Source organism: Legionella lytica, from assembly GCF_044626755.1.
GTDB classification, from domain to species: domain Bacteria; phylum Pseudomonadota; class Gammaproteobacteria; order Legionellales; family Legionellaceae; genus Legionella; species Legionella lytica_A.
On sequence record NZ_JBGORX010000010.1, the window covers coordinates 66,146 to 90,614 of the forward strand.

Below are 24,469 nucleotides of genomic sequence, written 5' to 3' on the forward strand. Positions count from 1 at the left end.
CACATCATGTTTAAACATGAGGAAACATATGTTCACTCTTGGGGAGAAGGATATTAGCACATTATTGCACCTAAGTTATCAATAAACGTTACCGCGTCGTCAAGCTTAATAGGCAATAGCAGTCTATATTTAATCTAAAGGCTTAACTTTTAAGAGGTAATCATGGATGAGCAAACATTAAATTCTCTCTTTAGTGAAAAAGATCGAATTGAACGAGTTATTTCTGATGAGCTGGGTGAAAAAGAGATACGTGAAATACAAAGCGAAGAATTAGGATTATTAAACGCCATTCTTTTGGAATTAAAAAAAGAAGAGTCAACTCGTGACCTTTCTTGGGAAAAAAATAGTTTGTTTTATGCACTTTCACTTCTGAATCAAAATATTAGATTCTATCCTACCGTATTAGGCCTCCGATCGTCTTTAATTTGGATTGATAAAGCGCTAGGGAATAAAGAAGTTCTTAACTCTACCCAAAAGACAGAAATGGAACTCGTTAATATCGATTTACTACTTGAGCACACCAATACATTAATTCATATTGTGGAGGGGGAATAATACCCAATCGATGATTAAGGCATGCGTATAGGGATACAATTACCTTCGTTACAATGATCCTGCAAATTTATTAACATATCCAAGTCTTATTAAACTATTTTCATACCGTTTTTAATAAGATTAAAATTAAGACGATTTGAATATTGAACCTCCTGTGATTATACTTTATTTATCCATGAAGATAAATTTTTAAGCACTTCCTGGGGATGTTGTATGAACCAGAATCAATATATCTCGTCAGAGATCCAAATACAGTTGCACTTCGAACAGATGGGAAAAGGCAGCGAAAGAAAACCATTAGTTTTTCAAGTACAAAATGTAAGGATGGACTTTATTCAGCATTGTATCAATCAAGGTCCCAAGCTGAAATCACCTGAAACCGAATTAAATAATTATTTAAACCGAGAACCGAACTCCCCTCCGCAAACCTCTGCAAATCCTCCTTCTGCAGGCGATTTAAACCGCCAAAAATTATCCGCACTTTTTGCTCATCTTTCTGCATTTAATTATCAAATGGACGGATTAGTTAATGAACCCGTTGCAGTAGCTGACTTAGTAAAAAAAATGCAGGAAATAAATAAGATGAGCGATGAAGAAGCTACTGCTTATTTGAATAAACTAGTAGGCGAAAAAATTCCTGGCCAGCAGGACATGCCAATGGATGAGTTTTTATCTCGCGTTGGCGGGATGTATCAAGAACAAGGTGTTAACTTTCACTGTTATTTGCGAGAGAACTTTTTCCAACCCCTGAAGCCAGCAACGGTGAAAGAGGCCGGTTCAGCATTGAATTATTTTATGCCCGAGGTGTTTCATCAACAACACATCAATACCTGTGAATTGTCGAGTGTAATGACTGTGTTAAAAAAAATAGCGACTAACTTTGATCAAATGCAGGCATGGTGTATTACAAATAATGAAGCACTTCCTGAGGCGGTCCTCGAATCACGAGAAAAAATTAAGGCTTTGGAGCAACAGTTTGATCAATTTTTAAAAAATCCTGAAGCCTTTAAAGATAAAGATATAAAAAAACTCACTCATGAATATCGTAAAGAGCTGGAAAAGATCCAAGTACATATGGAGCAAGCTTTTGGTAAAGAGATGAACCCTGACATTGTCCCCTATGTTAAAAAGCATGCGAATCATACTCTAGCCACGCTCCATCATTTCATCACCGCTCGGGTGATGCCAGAAGGATTTGATGTTAATGATTATAGTTTGAAAGAGAATTTAAAACCACATCAAACACCCTTTCAGGCTAAGGTGTTAGGTGATCATCTAAATATTATTGTTGAAAAAGATATCGTAAAAAATTTACATAAAGACAATGAAGATGTGAAAGAAAAAAATGGATTTTTGGACAACATAAAACAGATGTTCCTCTATGGAAAATCACGAGCATTTACTGAATTTGTTGTCTGTGGTCACGCGCTGTTGATGGATATTTGTAATAACGGTGTTTTAAAAGTTATTGAGCATCGCAATGCAAAAGATGAGTCCACCATTTTATCCAAAAATGGGTTAAGTGCTATTGGGATCCAAAGCCCCTCCGACAACAGTCCAAGTGCCCTCAATGAAACGGTCGATAGCATTGAGCAAAAGCTCAAAGGTTTATATATAGAACGAGATAACATTATTAAAATTAAAGCAGGTGTTCCCAGTGAGTCACCGATGTTTGCAGAAATGAGTCAGCTACTCGTAAAAAAAGACAGTGAAATACGCGATCTTCTGGAAGTCGAACAGAATGTTAAAGAGAAATATGGTTTAGAAAAACATGTTAGCCCTGAATCCTCTTTCAAAAACCATCGCGACGTATTTAAGCAAATGAAAGAGGAACATCAAATAAAACAATCTAAAAACGAAGTAGAAATAGACCCCATAGCGATGACTGTACCACCCAGCTTGAGCTCATAATCTATGGACAGTCTTTAGCTCCTTAAAGGGGTTTTATCCAGATAGCACTGGTTTGTCCTGATCTACCTCTGCATTCCTTATAGAATAAGGGTTTTGGGTATTGTAACCATCTTTAAAGCCCATTAGTAAATTCTTAATAATTCCTTTTATATCAACAAGTTCATCGCTTGTGGAAAAAATAAAATTTCCATGCAAGCTAATATGCTGCCAAGCAACGGGTGACCATCGTTTAATTTGACGGACTAACTCGACATTACCAGCCATTTCAGATTGTACTAATAGCTCTGATAACAAAGAAGCATTATAGTAAATAATGCAACAAGCTAATATCCTGTTACATTGGTTACTGATTTCCAAGGCATTCTCTGATTTTCCTAATATTTTTTTACCAGGCCTAGTGTGTACGTCGGAGCTGTTTTCGGTCAAAATTATAGGTGATTATAAATACAGCCTGCTCTGAATATATAAATTTTGGAATTTAATTAATTTCCGGTTGTTATCAAAAGTCGCTGAAAATTACATCTTCCGATTGATTAAGACTGAATAATTACTTTTAAACACGGAAATGACAACTACATTTGCCAATTAGGAACTAATCTTGACCGAAAACAGCTCCGACGTACACACTAGGCCCATATGGAAATTTTTTCAAAAAACCTTCAAATTACTATCCAATCCATGTTGGATAATTCCATCTCCATTGCATCCACAAGTACTTGTGAATTATTAAGTGAGAAAACGAAATTACCATTCAAAGCATATGTTCGCCCAAGTTACTTGGTCGACTGTTATCATTTTTTTGATGACCCACAAATTGTAACGGAAACAACAAAGAAATTAGATGCACGAGGGATTTATGGTTTTTTCACACTTATTCAAAAATAAAGAATCATATTGTGTTGCGAGTGTTAATATGGAGGAAGTAACCTCTCAAATTCAAAAAATAGATCAAAAGTTTAGTTGAGGTGCCATTCTAATGATAGGAACATGATTCTACATTCCAAACCTATTATGTTGTTGTTCATCATTTTCTTTCGCGGCTTCTTCTTCAGATTTCAAAGAATCTTTCTCCCTATTTTCTATCTCTGGCATTTCAATTTTATCTATTGAGTCAGCTCCAGAAGTTAAAACAGGTGCTTCACTTGATGAATTCAAATTGTTACTTTGCTGATTTTTATTTAAATTATCTTCGCGATTATCCAGAGCCTCTATTTCATTCATTATTGATTGAAATAGTTCCAGCATTGTTTTTACCCACGGGTCAGGTTCTTTGCTCATAGTGGTATCAATATGATTGATTGGTTTAATAATTGTACTTCATAAAATACTTAAGTCAAATTTTCTTGGTACTGAACTTTAACCATTTGACGTAGTGAAGTAGAATTTGATTTTTATATGTAACATTAAGGCATTGAAAAATCACAAATAAAAGATAAAAATGCCGAACCGGGCAGCGTCAACTAAAATTCGACAGGGGCTCTTTTCTTATAAAAGTTAACTTGACGGTGCCCCTTCTGATATTTACTACTGAAACTACTTTATATCAGATGGCGGCAAAAGTTGCGGTCTTTGGTCCCAGATCTAAATTATTGGAAATAATTTGTTTTGGAGAAATGGCATTCTCATAACTAATTTTTTTAGCTTCATAAAGTTGAATAAACATCGATTGATTAATAGCGATTTTCGCCTCCATCCAATGCTTGACCCTATCTTTATTAAGCAGAGAATCTCTTCCCTCCTGCTCCGTCCAATATAACGTACGCTTGTAAGGCCCAAGTTTAGGAATACCGTCTTCATATGAAGGAAGATATAAAAGGAATTCACGACTAGTCTTCTCATTAGGAAAAAGTAGTGCAGCTAATTTTTCCACATTATTGGCATGTACACTATTATAAAAAACCGCTACATCAAGAACACCTGATGATAAGTCGTGCATCAATGCCGCTTTATTAATAAGAAAATTACACCGCTGATGAGCAATACATTGTTGCAAACGATGTTCTAACTCGAGATCAGCTAACGCCCTATAAATAATAACCTGCCGGCATGCCTGTAATGAAGCTCCATCTACATAAGTAAAAATAAAGGCAATAATCTCAGTTGGCAACATAATAAACTTAAATTGAGGATCTCTGTATTACTATATACGGTTCTTTATTGAAGCATTCAATGCTGGATTTATTAATTCCTCATTATAACTAGTTACATTCAATCGACTCACATGAGGAACCACCTTCCCTTCATTATTGATAGTCAACTGCAATTTAGCACTAACATTAGCCAATGGTAATGTTGTTTTTATATCAATTTTTTCTGGATTGGGCTCACGTCTTAATCTTTTATTGGTATTAGCAATTAGAACATCACCCTCTGCACATAATGCAAATATTGCTAATTCAAAATTCAATATAATCTTACCTTTTTCAAGAGACCAGGAGTTCTCCTTTGCGACAGTCCTTGTTAGCGACGCAGGTTGTGGAGTAAACGCACCATTGATAAATAAAAAATCGACAAAACGATTATTATTTTGTCCTCCATTTTGTTGCAACCATACAAATAGTTCGTTCTTTTTCTCCTCAGGATAATCTGAATTAGTAACTAAGTGATTTAATAGCTCGTCAACTTGATCGTGATTTTGCCCACATAATCCATGGATAGAAAAATCCCGCATAAAATCTTGGTAACTTTTTTTAGTTTCAGTTGCATGTTCTATCATCATATTTTGCCAATCACCAATAACTTGGTTCATGATAAAACCATCATTATCAGTAGAATAATTATAATGCCAAACCTCAGGGGAAGTTTGTATATTTTGTACAATGCGAGCATTATGATTTGAAACTATTTCATTCGCTAAATCTTCATGGATATCAGTAAAAACTTTAATTGATTTTTCCTTAATTGCTGTAGCAGCTTTAGAGGTTGCAAGTAAAAAAGGAGTTTGTGCGGTTTCTCGTTGAGGCAAAACTGTACGATGTTGACTGACTAAATTAGCTCGAAGAGAGCGACTTGACGCAAAAAAATTAAATGTATTTTGTACCTTTATGGACTCAATATAGCAAAGAGCCTCAAGAACTTTCACCACGCTGATTTTATCCTCCTGAGCAATTGATTGCTTACAAAGGGATTTAATAACCATTAAATGAACCTTGCCCTCCTTATCAGGAAGATTGGCATATATCTTTTCAATTCTATCAATGGTAGCTTCAATTATCTGTCTCATTTGAGAAAGCACGCCCAAAATGCACTTTTAGGAAGTTTAAGCCAAATTCGGTTAACAAATTATTAACATTATGAATAGATAAAAATCTTTACACTTATTTTGCAACATCACTACCCATAATCCCGCAGAGAGGGAACTCTTCCCTGGACCGTGCCTCGCTCAGCTCTGACGTGGTCAATCAAATGGTTACACCCCAGTTAAAGCAATTTTCATTAAAAAATCACTTAAATACCCTACTACGAATGCAATCGATGGCTGTTATAGAACATGGTGATATAATTCAAAATGTCCTGTTGGGCTTCCCATCGAGTTTGTTAATTTGCCATTGAACTCGTTCTTGTTTTTAAACTGAGCAACTTTCACTAACACTATTTACTCATACTCGTAATATAGCCTTTGGTCGTTAATAAGTTACGGTATTAGTAACTTTTATATTGAGTACCCGTGTCTGAATGAAAGAGGGGTTTCCTTGAAATTGCGCTACCCGCAATAAGTACTAGCGTGGCTACTACTAATAATGATGGAACTAGAAATCAATCTTTGGATTTTGATCTGGGTCAACATGCCTTGCTAAATAAACTTGATATACGCTGGTTTGGTGGCTTGCGTTTGAGTAGAGTAAAAAATGCTGCTCAATTTGCATACTCAGGCGCATCTTTACCTCGCTCTGTCGAAAATAGAATAAAAGGTGAGAGGGTTCTAATTTCGACAGAACTGTTTTACTTGCTCCCTGAGTGGCTCGGATAACGGCACCGTCAACTAAACTTTTTTAAAGTTCAAGAAAAGAGAGTTTTTTCTCAAGAATTGTTTCTAAAAAATTGAGCGCATTTTTGGATTCATTAGTAATCATGTTTATTCACCTCAATGACCTCGACAAGCTCCATTTTGGCCCTTGGGGCCTAGTAGGGGTTCTTCCACAGGCCCCCTTTTAGCAACAATCAAGCCTATAAGTGACAGGCCCCTACACTGAATTTTGTTTTCCAAGCTCATCATTTAGTTCTTGCAAACCTTCTCTTAAAGATTCTAGGATAAATGCTCCTTGTTGAGGTTCTCCTTTTTTATAGAGTGCTTCCACCTGATATGTCTTATCTATCAATCCAAGCAACCCGCTTTTCTTCATTAACAATTCTCTATCCATAACACCCCTATATTCCATCTTCGAAATATTTCAAAGATAATGACGTTCTGCAATTAAACTTTCATACGGAATATGTAATTCCTTATGTAATTTGACAATTTGAGGCAAAGTTAAGTTACGCTTTCTGTTTAAAACATCACTAACCCGACTTTTAGGACCCAAAAAAGCTTCCAAATCTTTTCTTGTTAAATTCAATTGATCCATTAGAAAAAGAATTGCATCGACAGGGTCTGATTGAGGCATTTGATGATGCTTATTTTCATATCCTTCCACAAGCACAAGCAGTACATCGAGCTCATCTCCCTCTGGAGTATCTTGCTCAGCCCCCCAAAGAGCATCAACTCGCTCTAAAGCAATTTTATAATCGCTTTCATTATGAATTGGTCTAATCATTTTCAACCTCCGAAGCATTCACTCGATCATACTCTTTGTGAGTACCAACAAATTTAATAAACATGGCTAGTCTCGGGTAATCCATAGCACAAATAATGCGATAGGAATTACCTTTTATATTAAAAACTATCCTGTTATTAGCAATGATGGTTGCATTTCTTAGTGTATCCTTAACATCTTGTGGGGTTTTCCAAATCTGCTTAGAGCAAAAATGGTACCACTCATTTAAATAAGATTGCATGTGCTCATTACCAGGCAATTCCCAGTAAGTTTTAAGACGGCTTTTTGCTATTATTCTCATAAATTAATTATATGTTACCAAAATGGTAACGTCAATAATTAATTTAATTCGTCATAGTAAATAAAACGGGGAGTTTCGTAACCGCCCTACCTTTCTCCATAATGCATCCAAAAATCAATACTAATAAAGTGAAGTAATATTGTTAAGTTTTCTTAATTAAATTGCTATGCGATTTATCGAGATTATTAACAGAGGTTAATGATGTCAGAGAGCGCCATCAGTCACCACCATCTCTAATTGAATCTAAATATGGGCGTGGTTATATTTTGTTCGCTATAATTATAGGTACAGACATGGAGGTTGATATGGCTTTTCAAAAAACAAAATTTTAATTTTGATACCTTAGACTCTTTAGATGAAATCAAAGGAAAGCACTTTTATTTAACAGGTAATTTTATACAAAAAACTAAACAAGAGTTTGCAGAAGAGATCATCGGCCTTGGAGGAAATTATCAAGACTTAACAAAAAGGCCTGTGGTAAAACCCAAAGACACAGATTATCTAATTGTAGGGGGTAATGGTTATCACGATCCGAGTCATGGTAATAATTACAAAAAAGTAAAATCCTGGAATGAAAATAATCCTGATAAAACAATCCCTATTATTCACCAATTACATTGCGAAGAGTTGCTTGAGAAATACAGAGAGCTGAATCTTACCAGCCCACCAACGCATTAATATACATGTCTACTAATTTATAACATCGTGCAGGTAAAAAATTCCTGAAAATGAATTTTATAAGAACACGCATCTATATCCATGCGTATCGGATTATTAAAATCAACTTAGTAGACAAAGAGTGTAAACCCCCCATGTTTAGTGACATCCTAAATTAGAGTTCATTGCTTGATTTTTTGCCAGATACTCCGATGGCGTTAAATCATTGAGCGAATCATGTGGCCTTTCCTCGTTGTACTCCTTTATCCAATTTTCTGTTAGCTCTCTTACTTCGTGTAAATTTTTGCATGCGTACATGTCAAGTATTTCGGTGCGATAAGTTCTATTGAACCGCTCAATAAATGAGTTTTGCGTTGGTTTACCTGGCTGAATAAATTCCAATTGCACCTTATTTTGTTCTGCCCAATCAGCAAGCGTACTCGATATAAATTCAGGACCATTATCCATGCGTAATTTGGCAGGGAGCCCACGCCAGGAAACAATTCGTTCTAATACGCGTACTACCCGTTGTGCAGGCAGACTGAGATCAATCTCGATCGCTAACACTTCACGATTGAAATCATCGACTATATTGAATGTTCTGAACCGTCGACCACACATCAACGTTTGACGTCTGATGCCTCCATTCCGCCGTATTTTGCTTTCCAGTTGTAATACGTGGCATCAGAAACGCCATATTCTCGGCATACCTCTTTAACCAGACGACCCGATTCTACCTCTTTTAGTATTTTGACAATCTGGGTTTCTGTGTAACGCGATTTCTTCATTTTTATTCTCTTCTAGATAGTTTAACTGGAGAACTCTACTGGAAGTACAACTATTTTAAGGGAGGGTTACAATGCCTAAATATATTAGGTATAAATATAGGGAAAAAAGAGAATTATCATGGGGAATACCCGCTTCATAAACTACTTATAAGATGGCTTATTAGTAACTATTACTCTTTACGAATTAAAAATTTACAAATTTCAAAGGAATGTCTTCCTAACAACATAATCTATAACGAACAATCAAATGAACTAGTTAAAACATATTCAAGTATAATGGGAAAGAACCCAGAGGTAGTTTACTTAAAGTTATATAGTACTTAATGAATGCCAGGAACATCACTTATACAATTTATATTACAAATAACAATTGTAATAGCTATAAAAATTGGATAGGTGATAAGGTTCGTTAAGTAGGGTACGATTTATGTGAAAAATTCATATCATAATTCCAAACTGGGACAGATAAAAACAATAACTTTTGCCAGTCTTGATGAGAGCTTTGAACATTTTTTTATTATGACAAAACTAAGAACCCCACGCATGCTATTTACTCAGAACCATGAACTGTGCCCACTCTTCAATTCTTATCTAAAATCAGTGCTTTTTAAATAAACTATTTTATTGAAGGGTAAATTTTTATCTCATTGTCTTTATTTGATGCGACCTAGTTAGGTCGCATCAAAGCCCTTAAAATAACTTTATTTTTAAATTTTGTGAAAGTGACTCCTAGCAGTTACTGGCTCTTGGGGAGTAATGGAGCAGTCAACCTACTTAAGGTGACAATTTGATTCATATGATAAACAAAAGATATAAACATCGAACAAGTTAATTGTTTTAAATACTATTATAATATTTCAACCAAGTTATTCCTCATAAGATAACTCATTGTTTTTAAATATTATAATTGCATAAGTGAGTTGACTGCTCCATTACTCCCCAAGGGCCTACAACTAACTGTCCTCTAAAGAGGGATAATACAGGATTTCCAGGTTCCGCCTGAACGAGTATGTGAGGTTAGGTGCCTACTTATCAACCGAGGACCCTGATGGTTACTAAGACGTAATGCGGAGACATTCTTCCAGTTCCTGATGCCTTTTGGCTTAAGCGTGTCAATCATTTACGCTTATAGTGACGATCGTTACGTAGATTCACATGTGTTCCCCATTCCCATACCTAGCACTTATCCGGTTCATGATTACCAGAAAGGTATCTTTCTTACGATAAATACCCCATGCAGATGCACTTCGTTACATTATCAAGGGCTGCTCTTTATTCAAGCCCCTAGATTCATCTGGTAGCACAGATGGCTTCTTCCTCTATCCTTGTGAGTAGAAGCAACTCTTTCAAGCGACCTCGTGTCGCGCCCGCATATCCAGCCCAAACTGGCAATTAGGTATTATTCATTTGCTCGCAATCATCGCATTTCCAACGATTGTCACAGCTGATAACATCGGATTTAATAATGAACATCAGTTAATTAGGCGGAGAGGTTAAAATTAAATCCAAAAGACCATATATTGATCCGATTGGATTTCTTTGTGCTATAATATGCCTTTTTTCCTTTAGTATTAAGGTGAATAATGTCTCAAGGAACTGCAAATAATGATGATGAAATGATACTCTCCACTTTTTTGAGTGAAACTGAGGATGTGTCTCAAAATTATAGATTTAGACCTATTCAAGACGATGACATTCTCGGCGAGTTATGTTACCTCGATGATGCAAGGTCAATAGAAAACCTAGCTCATAACCGGAGTAAGCAGCATAATTACCTTGATTCATATACTTTTTTCCACTCTATAGAGCCGTCTCCTGAAACTCGAAATAAAGTATACCATGACAGTCATAGTGAGCAGGACAGTATTCATACGCTGGAATCGTACAATCCTTTTAGAAGTTATGAAAATAAACTTAAGGGGAAATTTAAAGCGGGATTTAAGCGGACAGTGCATTCTGCGATAAGCCATTGGGAACAAAGAATTCATAATCCGCCCCTGCTTCCTGAACAACAGACGGAAGCGCTGAGAGAAAAAATTCATTTTTTATTAAAAAAGAAGAAAAAGGAGATAGGCTTTTCTGATTACAGGGATCTTCTGCATAGTCTTTTGCCTCAGTACACCAATCAACCCTTTCCAAAAAATATTATTTATGTTTGGACAGGAAAGGCAATAAAACCTGAATATTTAGAAGAAATAAAGGCGGTTGCAATTCATAGTCGAGCGATGGGGTTTCGCGTGTTGCTCTATGTGAATCATCCTAATTTATTCCTTGCGACTCAAGAAAAACTATTGAATACAGCGCAGATACCTAATTTACACATTCACAATATCAAGGATTTGACTGATTTTGCCCTAGATTATTTTAGGGATCCTCAAGACGCTAATAATCAGACATTAGGAACTTTTATAGTTAGTTGCCTTGAAAAGGAACGTATAGGATTAGATAATTATGGATCTTATAGCGATATAGTGAGATTGCTCGCTTTATTAAAACATGGTGGTTATTACCTTGATACAGATACGTTAATAAATAAAAAAAGTATCACTAAATCATTGGGCGACCATTTTTTTGCCCGCGCATCGTTTGAGGGGCAATCAAGCGGCTTAGGTTTGCTTTATTACTTTCATGGGGTTAGGGCTGGTAATAATGTTATTGCTTCTTTACAGAATCATCCTATTATCTGTCTTAGCTTATTATCTATTGCGAAGCAATATTTGGGAGCTGGTGTGCGAGTGTATGGACAGCAGTTTTTTACTTTTGAAAAGAGTCAAATAGCTCTTGAGCTGACGAAAGCTGAGGCAAAAAGAGTCCCATACGATAATGATTTCGAAAAGAAACATGGTCGAGTCCAATTAACTATCAATATGACCGGTCCTACCTGTTTAACCAATAGTAGTGAATTATTTTTAGTACATCAATTAGAACATATCTGCGCTGAACTCACCAACAATTTCAAAGAACATGAAAAGCTAAGTGGTTTAAAACGGTTAAGCCGGATCAATTATCTTTGCAGGCAATTTTATGATCGTTATTATATCCCACAATTATTTGCTATAGAGACGAAGCAGGAAGGGATGCTTAAATTTGGGGAACTAGAAGTTCATTTTGATGGAACTTGGTATAATAAAACTTATCCTACGTCATTTGAATATTGATATGCTACCTGATTTAGGGGGATAGCCGCTAACCCCCTGAATTTCTGGAAAGATTTATAATATTTTTTTCTATGACTTATATTCATTTGTAAGATTCAAATGCTCAAACTGATGATTTCCGCGCAAGCAACCATAAAACTAAGCTGATGCATAATCTTTCTACCAGGAAAAATTGATGTATGGGCGTATTTAATGATTTTAAGGGTAATGAATTGGAAAGGTATACCAATTGCATTTGCTATTGAGGATTCTGAGTGCTTAAAGATAATTCTTGACGAGTTAATTAACTATTTTAAGGGGGGTTATCCAAATAGCACTGGTTTGTCCTGACTCACCTGTTAAACCCTTAAAGGTCTTAGACATTGCCTATTACTACAATGTGAAATTGCTGATGATGTGCAGTTAGTCAATCAAGTTAAACGATGGGCACCGTTGCTTGGCAGCATATTAGCTTGTGTGGAAATTTTATTTTTCCACAAGCGATGCACTTGTTTATATTAACGGAATTATTAGAATTTACTAATCAGTTTTAACGGTGGTGACGATACCCAAAACCCTTATTCTATAAGGAATGAAGAGATAAATCAGGACAAACCAGTGCTATCTGGATAAAACCCCTTAAATCGGTTAGGGAACCTTTAAAAATAAATCTAGCACAAGGGTTTATTACTAATAAAACGAGTAAATAAATCATATACCCTTGCTGGTTGATCTATTGGAGCAAGATGTCCGGCATTGCGAATTTTAACTTGGGTTAAACCACCGGCTGTTTTAGCATATCCAGCCACTTGGCCATCAGTATGCCATACACAGGAAGGAGCTTGCGCAAATGCCTCTTTGAATGGCCATTGAAGTGCAGATAGCCATAGTTCCGTACTCATAAAGTTAGAGTCCTTTCCATCCTCCAGACCATTGTAAATTAACACCGGAACACCCGCCGCAAGGATTTTAGGGTATAAATCGGCAACAGAATCTTGCTCACCGATTTCAAGTTGATCAGCGACTGAGGCACTAAAATTTTTAAATTGTGGTACCCGACCATCGATATGCAACGCTTTACGAACATCCGGTTTATTTAAGTAATTAATCATGGCGGTATCCTCAGGTTCTGAACCCTTGGCAATATTTGCCATATTAAGCCCACCACTCTCTTTCTCAATTAACTCCTGCATTTTTGTACACACCTGGTTTGCTTTGCGACTAGAGGGTGCTGTTTTGTCTATTTCTTTAGCGCATAAATCGTATAATTTTAAGACTTGGTTGCGAATTTGGCGATCAATAAGACCATGGGAATAAGCAAAATCTGCATTGGCACGTTGTTGCACACGAGGATTGACCCAGGGGTCACCAATTAATAATCCTTTCAAATTAATTTTAGGGGTTACTCCTTTTTCAGCGATAATTCGCATGGCTAATTGGGGCAAATATTTCCCAGCATACGATTCCCCGGCCAAATACAATGCATTCGATTCTAGCTGTGGATGTTGCTGAAAAAAAACCTTCAGTGCAGCGTATAATTGATCCATGGCTTCAGCCTCATTTGCAAATGTATGCAGGTCTCCATAAGAAAAACCAACGCCGGCTGGTTGATCAATTACTAAATAATTGGCTTTTTGGCTCCAGGAATAATGACGCTCTGATAAGGTCCCGTCTTTATTAATTACATAAGGCCCATTTTCCATAAAAAAGCCATACATCGATGCCGCACCAGGACCACCATTTAGCCACAATACCAACGGCGCATCCGCATTATGTGCCTGATTTTCAACATACCAATAGAATAAATTACCAGGTTCCGCCTTACATTTGTTCTTTGAACAGGTCGAAATAGGAAGGTAGCCCGTATACTCTATGTTCTTCAGAGTACCAAAACCAGGTAAGGATAGAACTCTATTTTGGAAGCTGTCACTAAAATGAGGAGTAGAAGAGAAAGTTAATAAGGTATAGCCCAAGAATAATAACAAAAAAACAATACGCATAACCCTTCCTTTATTCAGACACTCAATGATTCAAAAAAACTAATTATGGGGATTTACATAAGAAAGTTCAATGCGCGAAAAATAGCAACTTCCACTGATAACCTACGTCGGTTTTATTTTTTGGTCTAAGCTTTGTCTTTTAGCTAGCCTGTTTATATCTTAATATGAAAGCACGAAGCTTATTTCGTGCCTTCTGCTTTGGGATTAAACTGATTATGGTGCGTGTGTAATTGGTTGTCCTAAGTCGTGTTGCACATCAAAATCTAATTTGAATCCAAGCTCTTGGCTCAACACTTTTAATAAAAAAGGAAGTGTAATATTTTTTTCCCCGAGTAAGGGTTCTGAGCCACCTTCAATTTTATTTTTGGCAGCCAAGTAGTTTATTCCTTCACTACTCATTAATTCTTTAACTCCTTGAATCTCTTTAAGCCGTTCTGATGGAATTTTTATGTCATTAACGCTGAGAAGCCCTTGCATTTGTTCAAGTAGGTTGGCTGCTATTTCCTCATTCTGAACTGAGGAATAAAGCACGAAAAAAGGTTCCAAACTACTGTATTTGGTTATTTCAGAAAGACACAAGGAACAATCTGCACCACGCTCCAACATAAGTGCCGCCTCTTTATAGTGACAACCTGCTGCAAAACCATTTGCTGCCTGATTTAAATAAGAGCGAGCAGATAATTGAGCTTCTTGTTCCAAAGCACCCCGTGTAGAGAAGGACTCAGGGTTTTCTTTTACTCCACAGGCTGCTAATAATTTCTCAACTAAAACAGTAGAACCAGAGCGGGCTGCATGATAAATTGCACTATTATAATGACAAGTGCCCTTTATAAGATCCATTAAAGTAGAGGGATCATTTGCATCCACAAAGCCGCCTACTGCGGAAGAAAGCAATGAATATTGTTTGGTAACCCAGTTTTCTACTTCTCTGGTAAGTCCGCCTTGTGACGCGCCATAAACCCGTTCTTTAAGATACACTTTATAATCAGGAAGCCCATAAATAGCATCAAAATGGCCTGCTCTGGCATAGCCACGTACCGCACTAGATATATAGGAAGGTATGGGTTGCTCACCCAAATAGTGATTAACTAACTCTACATCCCCCGCTAAAGCAGCACCATAAATTGCATCTTCTACTTTGGCACCCAAAGTAAGAACCGTGTTTAAAGCATCAATTTTTTTATGCTGAGCCAAGCAACTTGCAATAGTAAACCCCCGATATTGCAAATTAATAAAAGCTTCTTGTATGGTGCGTATTGTAGTCATATCCATTCCTTATTCGATTAAACTTTATTCTATTATCCAATAATAAAACTATTTTGACAAAAATAGGCACATATAAATCGTACTTTGTGATTTATAACTTGACCCCTATTCGTTGTTCCTCTTCCGGTTCCTCACTGTTCGGACTTACTTCCACGTCGGCATTAGTAGCCTCAAAGTGTTGTTCTTGAGCAAGCTCCTCATCCAACTCCCCCTTATGCGCACTTTCTGCTTGATGATGAGCAACTGCATCAGTATCTAAAATACCGGTTTCAAAAAGCTTTCGATAGGAGCCATTTTCTTCACTCTTATGCAAAATCTCCCCTTCTGCTTCGTTTTTCTTGCCTTTGAAAATAGAAGCGATACCGCTGCCTATTTTACCGAAAAATTTTCCTATCCCCTCAGCAATGCTCGCTGCATCAGGAAATACTTTACCTGTGCCGCTGGCCCAAGATCGCAAATCTGCAAAAGGCTTTCTTGCATCCTCAAAATGCACAAAGGGAATTAAATTAGCCAGTCCTTTTAATGTAGCAACAACAGGAATAGACCAATGAGAATATTTGACTGAACGCCCATCATGCCCAGGGCTGTAATGGTCATAAACGATGTTATTCGCCGCAGAGTATTTATTAATATCAAAATCCGTAATTAATTTTTTCGTGGTCTCATTTAATTCTAATTTAGGAACATCGGCGTTTAATTTTTTTGCATAATCAGCATTCACATCTTTCACACTACTCTGCAGTACTACCCAAGCTTTTTGCACACTCTCTTTATATTCATCAAGACATGCCTGTACCTTATCGAGGTCGATTGTATCTTCCTGAAGTTCCTTTTGAATGCGTGGCCATTGCTCATTCCATGTTTTATCGGATTTATCAAAAAAAGCAGTCCATGCGGGAGTCAATTGTTTTTGTTTTGCTGGCTCCGCATTGCGTAACATATCTTCAAAAAAGTTATCCGTAATCGTTTTTCGAAAATCACCTACACTATTTTTAATTAAACGTTCACATTGTTTGTTCCTATCCATAATTGCTTGTTCACGTTCAATATAGGCCTCCGCATTGCGATAATACTCTGATCCCAGTGCTCCTCTACCTAATTGCTTTTTCAACCGCTCTTTATCAACCACTAATGAAGAGTCGCCCTTGGCACCAAAACGTCCTGCACGCCCAATAATTTGCTCCCAATCACGGATTCGAGGTAAAAAAGTGACCATGACATTAAGGCCATTTGTTTTCGCGGCATCTCTTAACGCAATATCCGTACCACGACCAATCATATCCGTAGATACCGTGATTTGGCCTGGTCTACCCGCAATGTCTACTCTGCTTTTTTCATCTTTTAAAGAGAGTTGGCTATGCACGTGTTGAAGGTCTTCTTTAAACACTTTACTTAATTTTTCAAATAACTTAAGACTTTCTTCATCATTTTCAGCAATAATCAAAATAGGCTGATTTTTTGCTCGTGCTTCTTTTATTTGCTGTACTAAAACTTGGAATTGTTTCTTTTCATCCTTAGTGAGCTGAATTGCATTATCTCGACGATTTAATCCTTTATCTCTTGGCACATCAATAAATTGCATCTTAGTTGTGCCTTCACCATAGAAGGCTCGTGCCTCTTCTCGCTCCAGAATAGACCCCGCAGTCCCCGTAACCGCTTTTAAAGTACCTTCATCATAATCATCAAGTAAATTCTTACTTGTTGTTGAATAAACAATTTGTTTTTCATCAGGAACATAAAAAGCCTGTTCGCATTTCGCTAATTCATCACGAAGCAATGGATCTGATTCGCGATTGGGATTCTGGCGTGCCAGATTTAAACGTGCATGCAAACACTGATGAACCCCAAATGAGAATTTAGAACTTTTTGAAACCCTGTTTCCGAATAATAATTGGCCTTCACTGGAAATCTTTGGCCCATTAGGCGTACTAATCAGCGTGTCAGGTTCAATGACAAAATCTTCTTTAAATTTTAATTGAGACGCGGTGACTGCTGAAACTTGCCATTGTTCAATCTGAGCATTAGATAAGGCTTTTAAACGCATTAATTGGGTTGCCGTACAATGCCCGCTGGCAAATTGAATAAATTTCTCGCGGCTGACATCAATATCCGCATAATACAACTCCATTGGAGACATTTTATCCTTGCCATCAATGGGGGGTTTTAAATCAAATGATTCCTGAGCAAAATAATCCGTCAATAATGGATAAGCCCATTGCATGCCTTGGATACTTTCGTCGCCTTCTTTAGAAAAGTTAAAGCGCGTATCAGCAACATCAAAATATGTTTTATCTGCTTCATCGAGTAGTAGAGCTCTTTTCTTAGGATCTGAATCAATGACTAAATCCCCTTGTCCTAAGCTTCGGGCTTTATTTCTAAACAAACTTAAATTGGAGGGGTCAGAAAAGTTAATGCCTCCTTTTTGGTATTGAGAAGGATCACTACCTGCAAAAATCATGCTTGTTTTCGCACCAATTAACTCAAAATAAGCCTGAAAGTCGACATAATCTCGGGTTGCTAATTGAGCATCACTGGTTACAAAATCTACGGTATTTCCCATAGCATACTGACATGCTAAGGAAATCATCATAATTCTCGATTTACCCTCACCAGTACCAATCTGGCTGGTCACATGGCCAGGCGTTTTCATGGAAGTTAAAATGGCCATGTATTGGGTCGTATTAATTTCCATTGAATTGCCATCTTGTCCTTTACTACGATGGAGTAACTCTGCGGCAGCAGCCACCAGGGTGTCGTAATCTGCTGTTTTGGGATCTTTACCTTTATAACTTTGCAATACGCTTAGCAATTCATCAATCGATTTTTCACGCATATCCATCGTTATTTGATGGAATTTTTGGAAATAAACTTTGCCCTCAGCCATATCTTTAGAAGTTGGAGGATGTCCATCGATATTAAATTTTGCTAATTGCTTTTCCGCATGTTCCGGCTTAAATCCATTGCGCGGATCCCGTTGACAAGGGTGTTTTCCAAAGTTAGTAACCATTTCTGCCATCGTAGCATCGTAACGATCACCCGTTCCTTTCGCGATTTTATGCATCTGCATTGCTTGCATGCAGTCAGGGAATGGCGCTTTTTCATAGAGTTTAACTAAGGTTTCCGCAAATTTTGGACTGTCTTTTACCATGTCACATAATTGTTTAAATTCCTTAAAGTTATACTCTTTCTCATTATTAATTAAAGCTACTGAGGCCTTTAAAACAATGGATTGATGTTCGTCTGGCAGCTCATTAACGGTTTCCAATAATTTAACTAATTGTTCTGGCGTCAACTCGCCATCAGAATCACTGTTAAACTGTAGGCATAACGATAAAACAATATTTTTATCTGCTGTTTTTTCAAATGATTTGCCTAGGATCTCAACAAAATCGTTTAAGAAGTTTAATAATTCTCCATTTTTTTCGGGTGAATAATTTTGTAAATGCCGATCAAATAAATCAAGAAATTGCTTCTTGCTATTAGGATTTTCACCAGCAATCTTATCTATTTTTTGATAGAGCAACTCAAAAACCTTAGGATAGGTTCCTAATTCTTTTTGTTGTTTGGCTAATTCTTTATGAGCATCTTTGGTTTGATCTCTGAACGTGGCAATGCCTTTTAAGTCTTTATCCAATGCCTCAACAAAGACGGCTAACTTCGCATCATCCTCAAGTAAATCAGGACTTTTAGCGGCCTCAAGCGCCTCACCTTTTCCTAACTCATTAAGAAACTTACTATTAAAAAGCAAATTATTGATTAACTCTTTGTTTAGCGCGAGACTCGGATGTTTTTCAATGAGTGCGGTTAACTTATCTTTATAACGTTTTTCGAAAAGCTCCTTTTCCTCCGCAGACATAGACTCCGGACTAACTAAATAAACAGCCAAAGTAAGAAAGGCAGGATTCTGTGCAAGAGCCGCTGCGTCCTCTGCCGAAAGCTCACGTTCATTGATTTCCTCAAGCTTTTCTTTATAACTTTGTAAAACAGTCGTATCTTCAATACCTGAATTTTCAATAAAATCATTTATAGATTCGATTTGTGCTGAAAAATCAATTTGATTCTTAAATCCTGCCATTAGTTCTTTTAATTTATCAGAACCAACCTCTTTCTTAGGCTCTAAGTTCTTAAGAATAGCTTGAAGTTCTGCTTGTTGCTGGTTCAAATATGGTGTTTCAGCGCGGGCTACCGCACTTACTGATGTAAGTTGCTCCGTAGGTGTTTTCAACAGCACATCAAGAATTCTTGGCGTGATGTCTACTTGCGATATATTAGGATTTTTAAAATCTTTAATTGCAGGCAATATGGTTTCTAAATAAAGTATTGCCTTTTCATCCAAATTAGCGACTGCCTGTTGGCCTGGTTTCACTTCAACAAAGAATTCATTTACCCGCTCATCAGGAGTGCTACGTAAAAGATTGCGTTCGGCTGCGACTAAATTAATAAAATTATCGGCAGCATTGTTCTTACGAATATAATCAAGCAAACGAACGAAGGAATTTTTTGTATCATCTAAAGGTTGTACGTTGGTAAACAAACCTTGGCTGGAGGTTAATTTTGAAATAAAAATATTAGTTTCTGAACGACTTAAGGGTTCACAAATACCAATAATTTTTTCAACTATTGCTTTATATTGGCCATTATCTGTAGGCCCAGAAAACTGCAGCAACATTTTCTTAATCTGATTTTGCTGGCTTTCATTAAAACGGCTGGCAATTAATTTTTCAACATCGTAAGGTATTCCTTTTTTACCATAATTTTCTACAAATTCTTCGGGTAAGTATGCAGCAGGACTGCTGCCATTTTTAAATCTAAAGGCTTTAACTACATCCATGACCTCGTCAGTACTATTCCTTACCGCATGGCAAAGAGCAAGAAAATCATCCCCATTGACCGCCTTTTTATCTTGAGCAGAAAATTTCCTCAACATAATATAAAGCTCTTTTTGCCGTCCTCGAGCCTCTGAATTTAGATCATTTTGGAAAATTTCGGTGCGCAGCTTCTCAAAATCATCAGCCCCTAATTTAAAAGAACTAATAAGACGTACCAAATCCATAGCAACAGCACGGCCAACCGAAGGATCAGATACAAATTTTTCTTCCACCGCTTTTAAAGTCGCTACGTGTTCAAAAAAGAGGGTACCCTTTTTGTAATCTGCATCAGAATAATCTTTCATGCCCTCATAAACACAAGTTTCATTATAATCCTTGTATTTCGCGACAATATCTTTTAGGGAGCCATAAGCCTCTGCCAGTTTCCTATCATTCTCAATCAATGTTGCAGGATTCCAAGTTGCATAACAGGTAGAAATCAGCAGAATCATACGAGTTACAACAGGTAAAGGAGGAGCACTCTCTAAATCAGTCAATTGAGTCAACAAAAGAGACCGAAACATATTTTTAGCATTTTCTGGTACGACACTCGGCAATGGAGTTTTAATCAGCATATCAAATAAGGTATCGAAATCCTTTTTAGCCTCTTCTAAGGATTTTATCGTCCCGGTGTTCGAATTGGTCGTGCTAGAGGCCGCTAAGATGTAAAGACGTTCTTTATCCTCAGGCAAAAATTTCGTTGCACTATCAATCTTTTGCTGTGCATGACGGTAAAATTCTAAAGGCAATTGCCCGTCCTTTCCTTGAGCTGCGACATAACGGTAATAACGCTCGACGAGATCCTCGGAAACAAAACCAATACTGTCCCAGGCTCTAGGAGCTTTATAGTCTTTCGCTGTAAGTGCTGTTTTTGCATCCCTAAGCTCATGCTCTACGTTGACCTGCATTTCAGGGGTAACAAAAGCCCAGCTTCTATTAGCTGACATTACTTTAATTGCCCCGTTACTCGAGAAATCCAGAGAGGCAATATTATCCCATTGTGCAATCCGGTTCGCTTCTTTGACCAGTGACATTACTTCAATAATGCGAGATAAAGCCACCGGTAAGCTTTTTACATTCTTAAGATTACATTGATCCGGAAGAACTAAAGACACACCATCGGGTGTTTGAATATCCTTTAACTCTTCTTTAAATTGTTTAAATGCATTAACCATATCAATTAGATTGACAGGAGCTTGTGCTTTACAATGTTGCTGTAACAAAGTTTCAAACCAAACGCGATCGCTACCAGTAAACCCCTTGATTGCCAACATAGCGTCTTGATGTTTCGTATCTAATAAAGGCATATAGCTATTGTTTTTTGCAAAAACATCTTTATTCAGTTGATTAAATAAAGCGGGATCTTCATCAATAAGCCGATTTAATGCATCAATACCTTTTCCACCACCCTGAACATAGACTTGTAATAAACCATTCAAATTGATTTCAGGTGCTTTCGCGATGATTTGCTCTATTTTTTCTTTCGCCTGAGGATCGGCACTCACTAGCTGCTTTAGTAAATGATGAGCAAAATCAACTTGGGTCTCGGCATAATTATTAATAAAACCCTTAGCTGTAGAGACATCCGCTTCAAATAGCTCGTTCACTACGGAGCTTGCATTAGCATCCTGTATATTAACTTCAAAAACTGTGCGTAGCTTGGATGAGTTGTCTAATAAAAATTGAAATTTTTCTGTATTAAATTCACCATTTTTATCAAAACTTAGTTCAAATAACTTATTCTGTTGAGAGGCGTCCAATAACAGCATTTGTGGTAAATACTGCCTAAACAATTGAGCTGCATTTTTATTATAAGTACCTTGGTTAAGCTCGTCCCATGCTTTTTCAATTGGATGGCCTTTGGAGACAGCTAACCAATCCGTAAGTTGCGCGTGAGTTATTGCAACTTCCTTAGGCTCTCTTTTGGGTTGTACTTGGAGCGGATCATACTCACTGATTAATTTCAAATTAGGATCAAAATCAATAAAGCTGTTGTAGCCTTGGTTTTTCATACTAAAACCAGGAGGCATGTTCTCTAAATCCAATCCATATTTAAATTGCTCATGATGTAACAATAATTCTTCACAGGCTGCTTTTGACAGGCCTAGTCGTGAGTTTTTGGACTCATCTGCTGATAAATGCCCAAACCATGTACCCCATAGCCTATCTACACTTGCATCGGAACTGGAAACCAGATAGCTTTTTGAACTTTTATCTAGCTGCCCACCTTGCAGTGCGCTTTTAAACTTCGCTAAAGTATAAATAACCGGATCACCAGGAGAACCAGGATCTCCCACCTCGGCGGATTGTTCTGTAGAAGTTTCTACAGCGACCTCAACTTGTTGTTCTTGTTGTAATTCCACATCAACTGATAAACTTTGTTTACCTAATTTTTCTCTTTTCCTAACTTGCTTAACTAGGCTTCCATCATCATCAGGAATAATAATGGTCTTATCCAACGAGTCTATATTTCTTTTTCTTATATAGTCAGAAGTTTCCTCATCAATTGCTCGCTGCTCCGGACTCGATTTATAAGATTCAGGAAGACTAATATCGATTGCTACGTGTCTTCCTTGTACAAATTCCGCAATTTCTTTAATTGCATTGGTACTGAGCTGGTTATTAGAGTCAACAAATTTCAATGCAGGTAAACCGCTATCCGACATCGTCAACAGCATTGATTTTAAATTAAATAAAAATCGCTCTTGCGTTTTTTCATCACTTAAATCCACGTCTGTTAAATCAAGCGTCAATGTTTTAAACGGCAAAGGATTATTGGTATTATTATAAGCTATTAAGCCCTCTAAAGCAGCGGAGTCTCCTTGAACTACCATCTCATCCAAAGTCTTATCAATCCCCGTGCTTTTAAATTTTTCATTAACCAGCAGTAAAAATAATTGATAGTCAGAACCACTTAGGGGAAAATCCGCATCTACTTTCTGCCCGGGAAAATTAATTTTAGAATGAAGAATTTGTAACTCAGACAGCTTCGCTGCAACCAGAGGGTGTTGGGCTAATACTTCCCGAGGTGAGTGATCATAGGAAAATAACTGCGACAGTGCTTCGGGCTGTATCAAGCCATTATGAAAATTTTTCTGCATTTGGCCATTAAGAATGCTGGCTAAATCAGGATCTAACTTAATGGCTGACAGTTGAATTTCATATACATCATTACGAATCGCTCGTAAGCTGTGATCAAGCTTTGCAAATCGAGCTGCCTTAGGATTGGCCACTACTTCATTTGCCACTGCTTCATCTTGATATAAATGATGCAAAATGGCATAGCCACCCGATCCTTTCCCTGTTTTATCTTTTATTGTTGTAACGTCACCAGAAATTACTGGTGCTTCAGGAAACGCCGAATAATTTTGATTTGGAGGTACCGCTACATTAAAGCGTAGGGCATTCTCTACTTCTTTTTTTTGAGCCTCAGTAACAGTCTCTTCTGAAGTCATTTTATAATTAACGTTTTTACTTAAAGGATCAACATTAATAACTACAGATACCCACTTAGATGTACCTCCTTCCGTCTGGCCATTCAAATTAACCATCAATGGAATAGAGTAAGGTTCTGTATCATTAGCATGTTTTTTACGCTCATTACATAAGATGACACCCATGTCCTGCGCGCTGAAATTAGCGACATGAATCTTATCCGCCATTCCAGTATTTAGAATAAATCGTTTAACATCTAATGTGGTTAAGGATTCATGAGAACCCAATTGTGATTTTAAATATTTTTCTTGGATTCCTGCAGCATTAACGTCACGCACTAAATAAATTGGCTTCGCATCATCCAATTTTTGCTGTATTGGTACAATCGCTACTCGAGCCCCCACTTCATCAAACTGGAGCTCTTTTCCTTCCTCTTCAGAAGCAACAATAGGAAGGCAGGAAGCAAGAAGTGAACGAAGCTCATCATGCTCGTTTATATTGGACTGATCTATCTCATCCCAATCAAAGTGATTAGGAAGATTATCTTCAATAAATTGACATGCTTGCTTAAAGGCATTTTTAGAAAAGTCACTTACATCCGGATTCAGTCCTAAATCTATTTTATGGAGTGACCACAACTTATCTATGACACCTTGTTCGATTTGAGCCATATCTAATTATCCGTCAAGTTAAAAACACTTCAAGTTGACCATTAAAATGAAATTTAGTTTTTTATGTGATCATTTTTAGTATAGCAGCAAATTATTAACTCATGTTTAAATAGGAAAACTGGCCTA

16 protein-coding genes and 2 pseudogenes are annotated in these 24,469 nt (G+C 37.1%); 6 read left to right on the plus strand and 12 right to left on the minus strand.

Annotation, left to right across the window (positions count from 1 at the left end; genetic code table 11):
• Positions 1-162 precede the first annotated feature (162 nt).
• Both ACD661_RS15195 and ACD661_RS15200 read left to right on the plus strand, forming a co-directional pair.
• The gene (locus tag ACD661_RS15195; RefSeq protein ID WP_400188720.1) at positions 163-555 is read left to right on the plus strand and encodes a hypothetical protein; all 393 of its coding nucleotides are present in this window, start codon (positions 163-165) and stop codon (positions 553-555) included.
• A 213-nt stretch (positions 556-768) separates the two neighbouring features.
• Positions 769-2,466, plus strand: a complete 1,698-nt coding sequence (locus ACD661_RS15200; protein WP_400188721.1) for a hypothetical protein — start codon at positions 769-771, stop codon at positions 2,464-2,466.
• 33 nt (positions 2,467-2,499) lie between these two features.
• On the opposite strand, the gene ACD661_RS15205 is transcribed toward ACD661_RS15200, so the two are convergent.
• Positions 2,500-2,892 carry a Tn3 family transposase gene (locus ACD661_RS15205; RefSeq protein ID WP_400188722.1) on the minus strand — a complete coding sequence of 131 codons (393 nt, stop codon included), beginning with the start codon at positions 2,890-2,892 and terminating at the stop codon, positions 2,500-2,502.
• Between the two features lie 210 nt (positions 2,893-3,102).
• Between ACD661_RS15205 and ACD661_RS15210 the strand changes: the two genes are divergently transcribed.
• Positions 3,103-3,351 carry a hypothetical protein gene (locus ACD661_RS15210; RefSeq protein WP_400188723.1) on the plus strand — a complete coding sequence of 83 codons (249 nt, stop codon included), beginning with the start codon at positions 3,103-3,105 and terminating at the stop codon, positions 3,349-3,351.
• Between the two features lie 108 nt (positions 3,352-3,459).
• On the opposite strand, the gene ACD661_RS15215 is transcribed toward ACD661_RS15210, so the two are convergent.
• From ACD661_RS15215 to ACD661_RS15230, 4 genes and pseudogenes are all read right to left on the minus strand, one after another.
• Positions 3,460-3,744: a hypothetical protein gene (locus tag ACD661_RS15215; protein ID WP_400188724.1), complete on the minus strand. Its 285-nt coding sequence runs from the start codon at positions 3,742-3,744 to the stop codon at positions 3,460-3,462.
• A 265-nt stretch (positions 3,745-4,009) separates the two neighbouring features.
• On the minus strand, positions 4,010-4,576 hold the full coding sequence (locus ACD661_RS15220; RefSeq protein ID WP_400188725.1) for a hypothetical protein: 567 nt from the start codon (positions 4,574-4,576) through the stop codon (positions 4,010-4,012).
• Positions 4,577-4,606: 30 nt separating this feature from the next.
• A complete protein-coding gene (locus ACD661_RS15225) occupies positions 4,607-5,689 on the minus strand; it encodes a hypothetical protein (protein ID WP_400188726.1) in 1,083 nt (360 codons plus the stop codon).
• 236 nt (positions 5,690-5,925) lie between these two features.
• Positions 5,926-6,032, minus strand: a pseudogene (locus tag ACD661_RS15230) (IS3 family transposase); the annotation flags it as partial.
• 158 nt (positions 6,033-6,190) lie between these two features.
• Between ACD661_RS15230 and ACD661_RS15235 the strand changes: the two are divergent.
• Positions 6,191-6,436: a hypothetical protein gene (locus tag ACD661_RS15235; RefSeq protein ID WP_400188727.1), complete on the plus strand. Its 246-nt coding sequence runs from the start codon at positions 6,191-6,193 to the stop codon at positions 6,434-6,436.
• Between the two features lie 214 nt (positions 6,437-6,650).
• Here ACD661_RS15235 and ACD661_RS15240 read toward each other — a convergent pair whose 3' ends face one another.
• From ACD661_RS15240 to ACD661_RS15250, 3 genes are read right to left on the minus strand one after another with little or no spacing between them, the layout of a single operon-like run.
• Positions 6,651-6,827, minus strand: a complete 177-nt coding sequence (locus ACD661_RS15240) for a hypothetical protein (protein WP_400188728.1) — start codon at positions 6,825-6,827, stop codon at positions 6,651-6,653.
• Positions 6,828-6,857: 30 nt separating this feature from the next.
• On the minus strand, positions 6,858-7,220 hold the full coding sequence (locus ACD661_RS15245) for a helix-turn-helix domain-containing protein (protein ID WP_400188729.1): 363 nt from the start codon (positions 7,218-7,220) through the stop codon (positions 6,858-6,860).
• Positions 7,213-7,521, minus strand: a complete 309-nt coding sequence (locus ACD661_RS15250) for a type II toxin-antitoxin system HigB family toxin (RefSeq protein WP_400188730.1) — start codon at positions 7,519-7,521, stop codon at positions 7,213-7,215. The genes ACD661_RS15245 and ACD661_RS15250 overlap by 8 nt, the downstream gene beginning before the upstream one ends.
• A 300-nt stretch (positions 7,522-7,821) precedes the next feature.
• On the opposite strand from ACD661_RS15250, the gene ACD661_RS15255 reads away from it, so the two are divergent.
• Positions 7,822-8,199, plus strand: coding sequence for a BRCT domain-containing protein (locus ACD661_RS15255; protein WP_400188731.1), 378 nt, complete (start codon positions 7,822-7,824; stop codon positions 8,197-8,199).
• Between the two features lie 138 nt (positions 8,200-8,337).
• Here ACD661_RS15255 and ACD661_RS15260 read toward each other — a convergent pair.
• A pseudogene (locus ACD661_RS15260) lies at positions 8,338-8,966 on the minus strand (IS3 family transposase).
• A 1,583-nt stretch (positions 8,967-10,549) separates the two neighbouring features.
• Between ACD661_RS15260 and ACD661_RS15265 the strand changes: the two are divergent.
• Positions 10,550-12,124 (plus strand): glycosyltransferase, encoded by a 1,575-nt coding sequence (locus tag ACD661_RS15265; RefSeq protein WP_400188732.1) that lies wholly within the window; start codon positions 10,550-10,552, stop codon positions 12,122-12,124.
• 650 nt (positions 12,125-12,774) lie between these two features.
• On the opposite strand, the gene ACD661_RS15270 is transcribed toward ACD661_RS15265, so the two are convergent.
• The 3 genes from ACD661_RS15270 to ACD661_RS15280 all read right to left on the minus strand — a co-directional run bounded on the left by ACD661_RS15270 (position 12,775) and on the right by ACD661_RS15280 (position 24,343).
• Complete coding sequence (locus tag ACD661_RS15270; protein ID WP_400188733.1) at positions 12,775-14,103, minus strand: S10 family peptidase; 1,329 nt, start codon at positions 14,101-14,103, stop codon at positions 12,775-12,777.
• A gap of 213 nt (positions 14,104-14,316) precedes the next feature.
• Positions 14,317-15,369, minus strand: a complete 1,053-nt coding sequence (locus ACD661_RS15275) for a hypothetical protein (protein ID WP_400188734.1) — start codon at positions 15,367-15,369, stop codon at positions 14,317-14,319.
• A 91-nt stretch (positions 15,370-15,460) separates the two neighbouring features.
• Entirely contained in the window at positions 15,461-24,343 is an 8,883-nt protein-coding gene (locus tag ACD661_RS15280; RefSeq protein ID WP_400188735.1) for a preprotein translocase subunit SecA, read from the minus strand.
• Positions 24,344-24,469 lie beyond the last annotated feature (126 nt).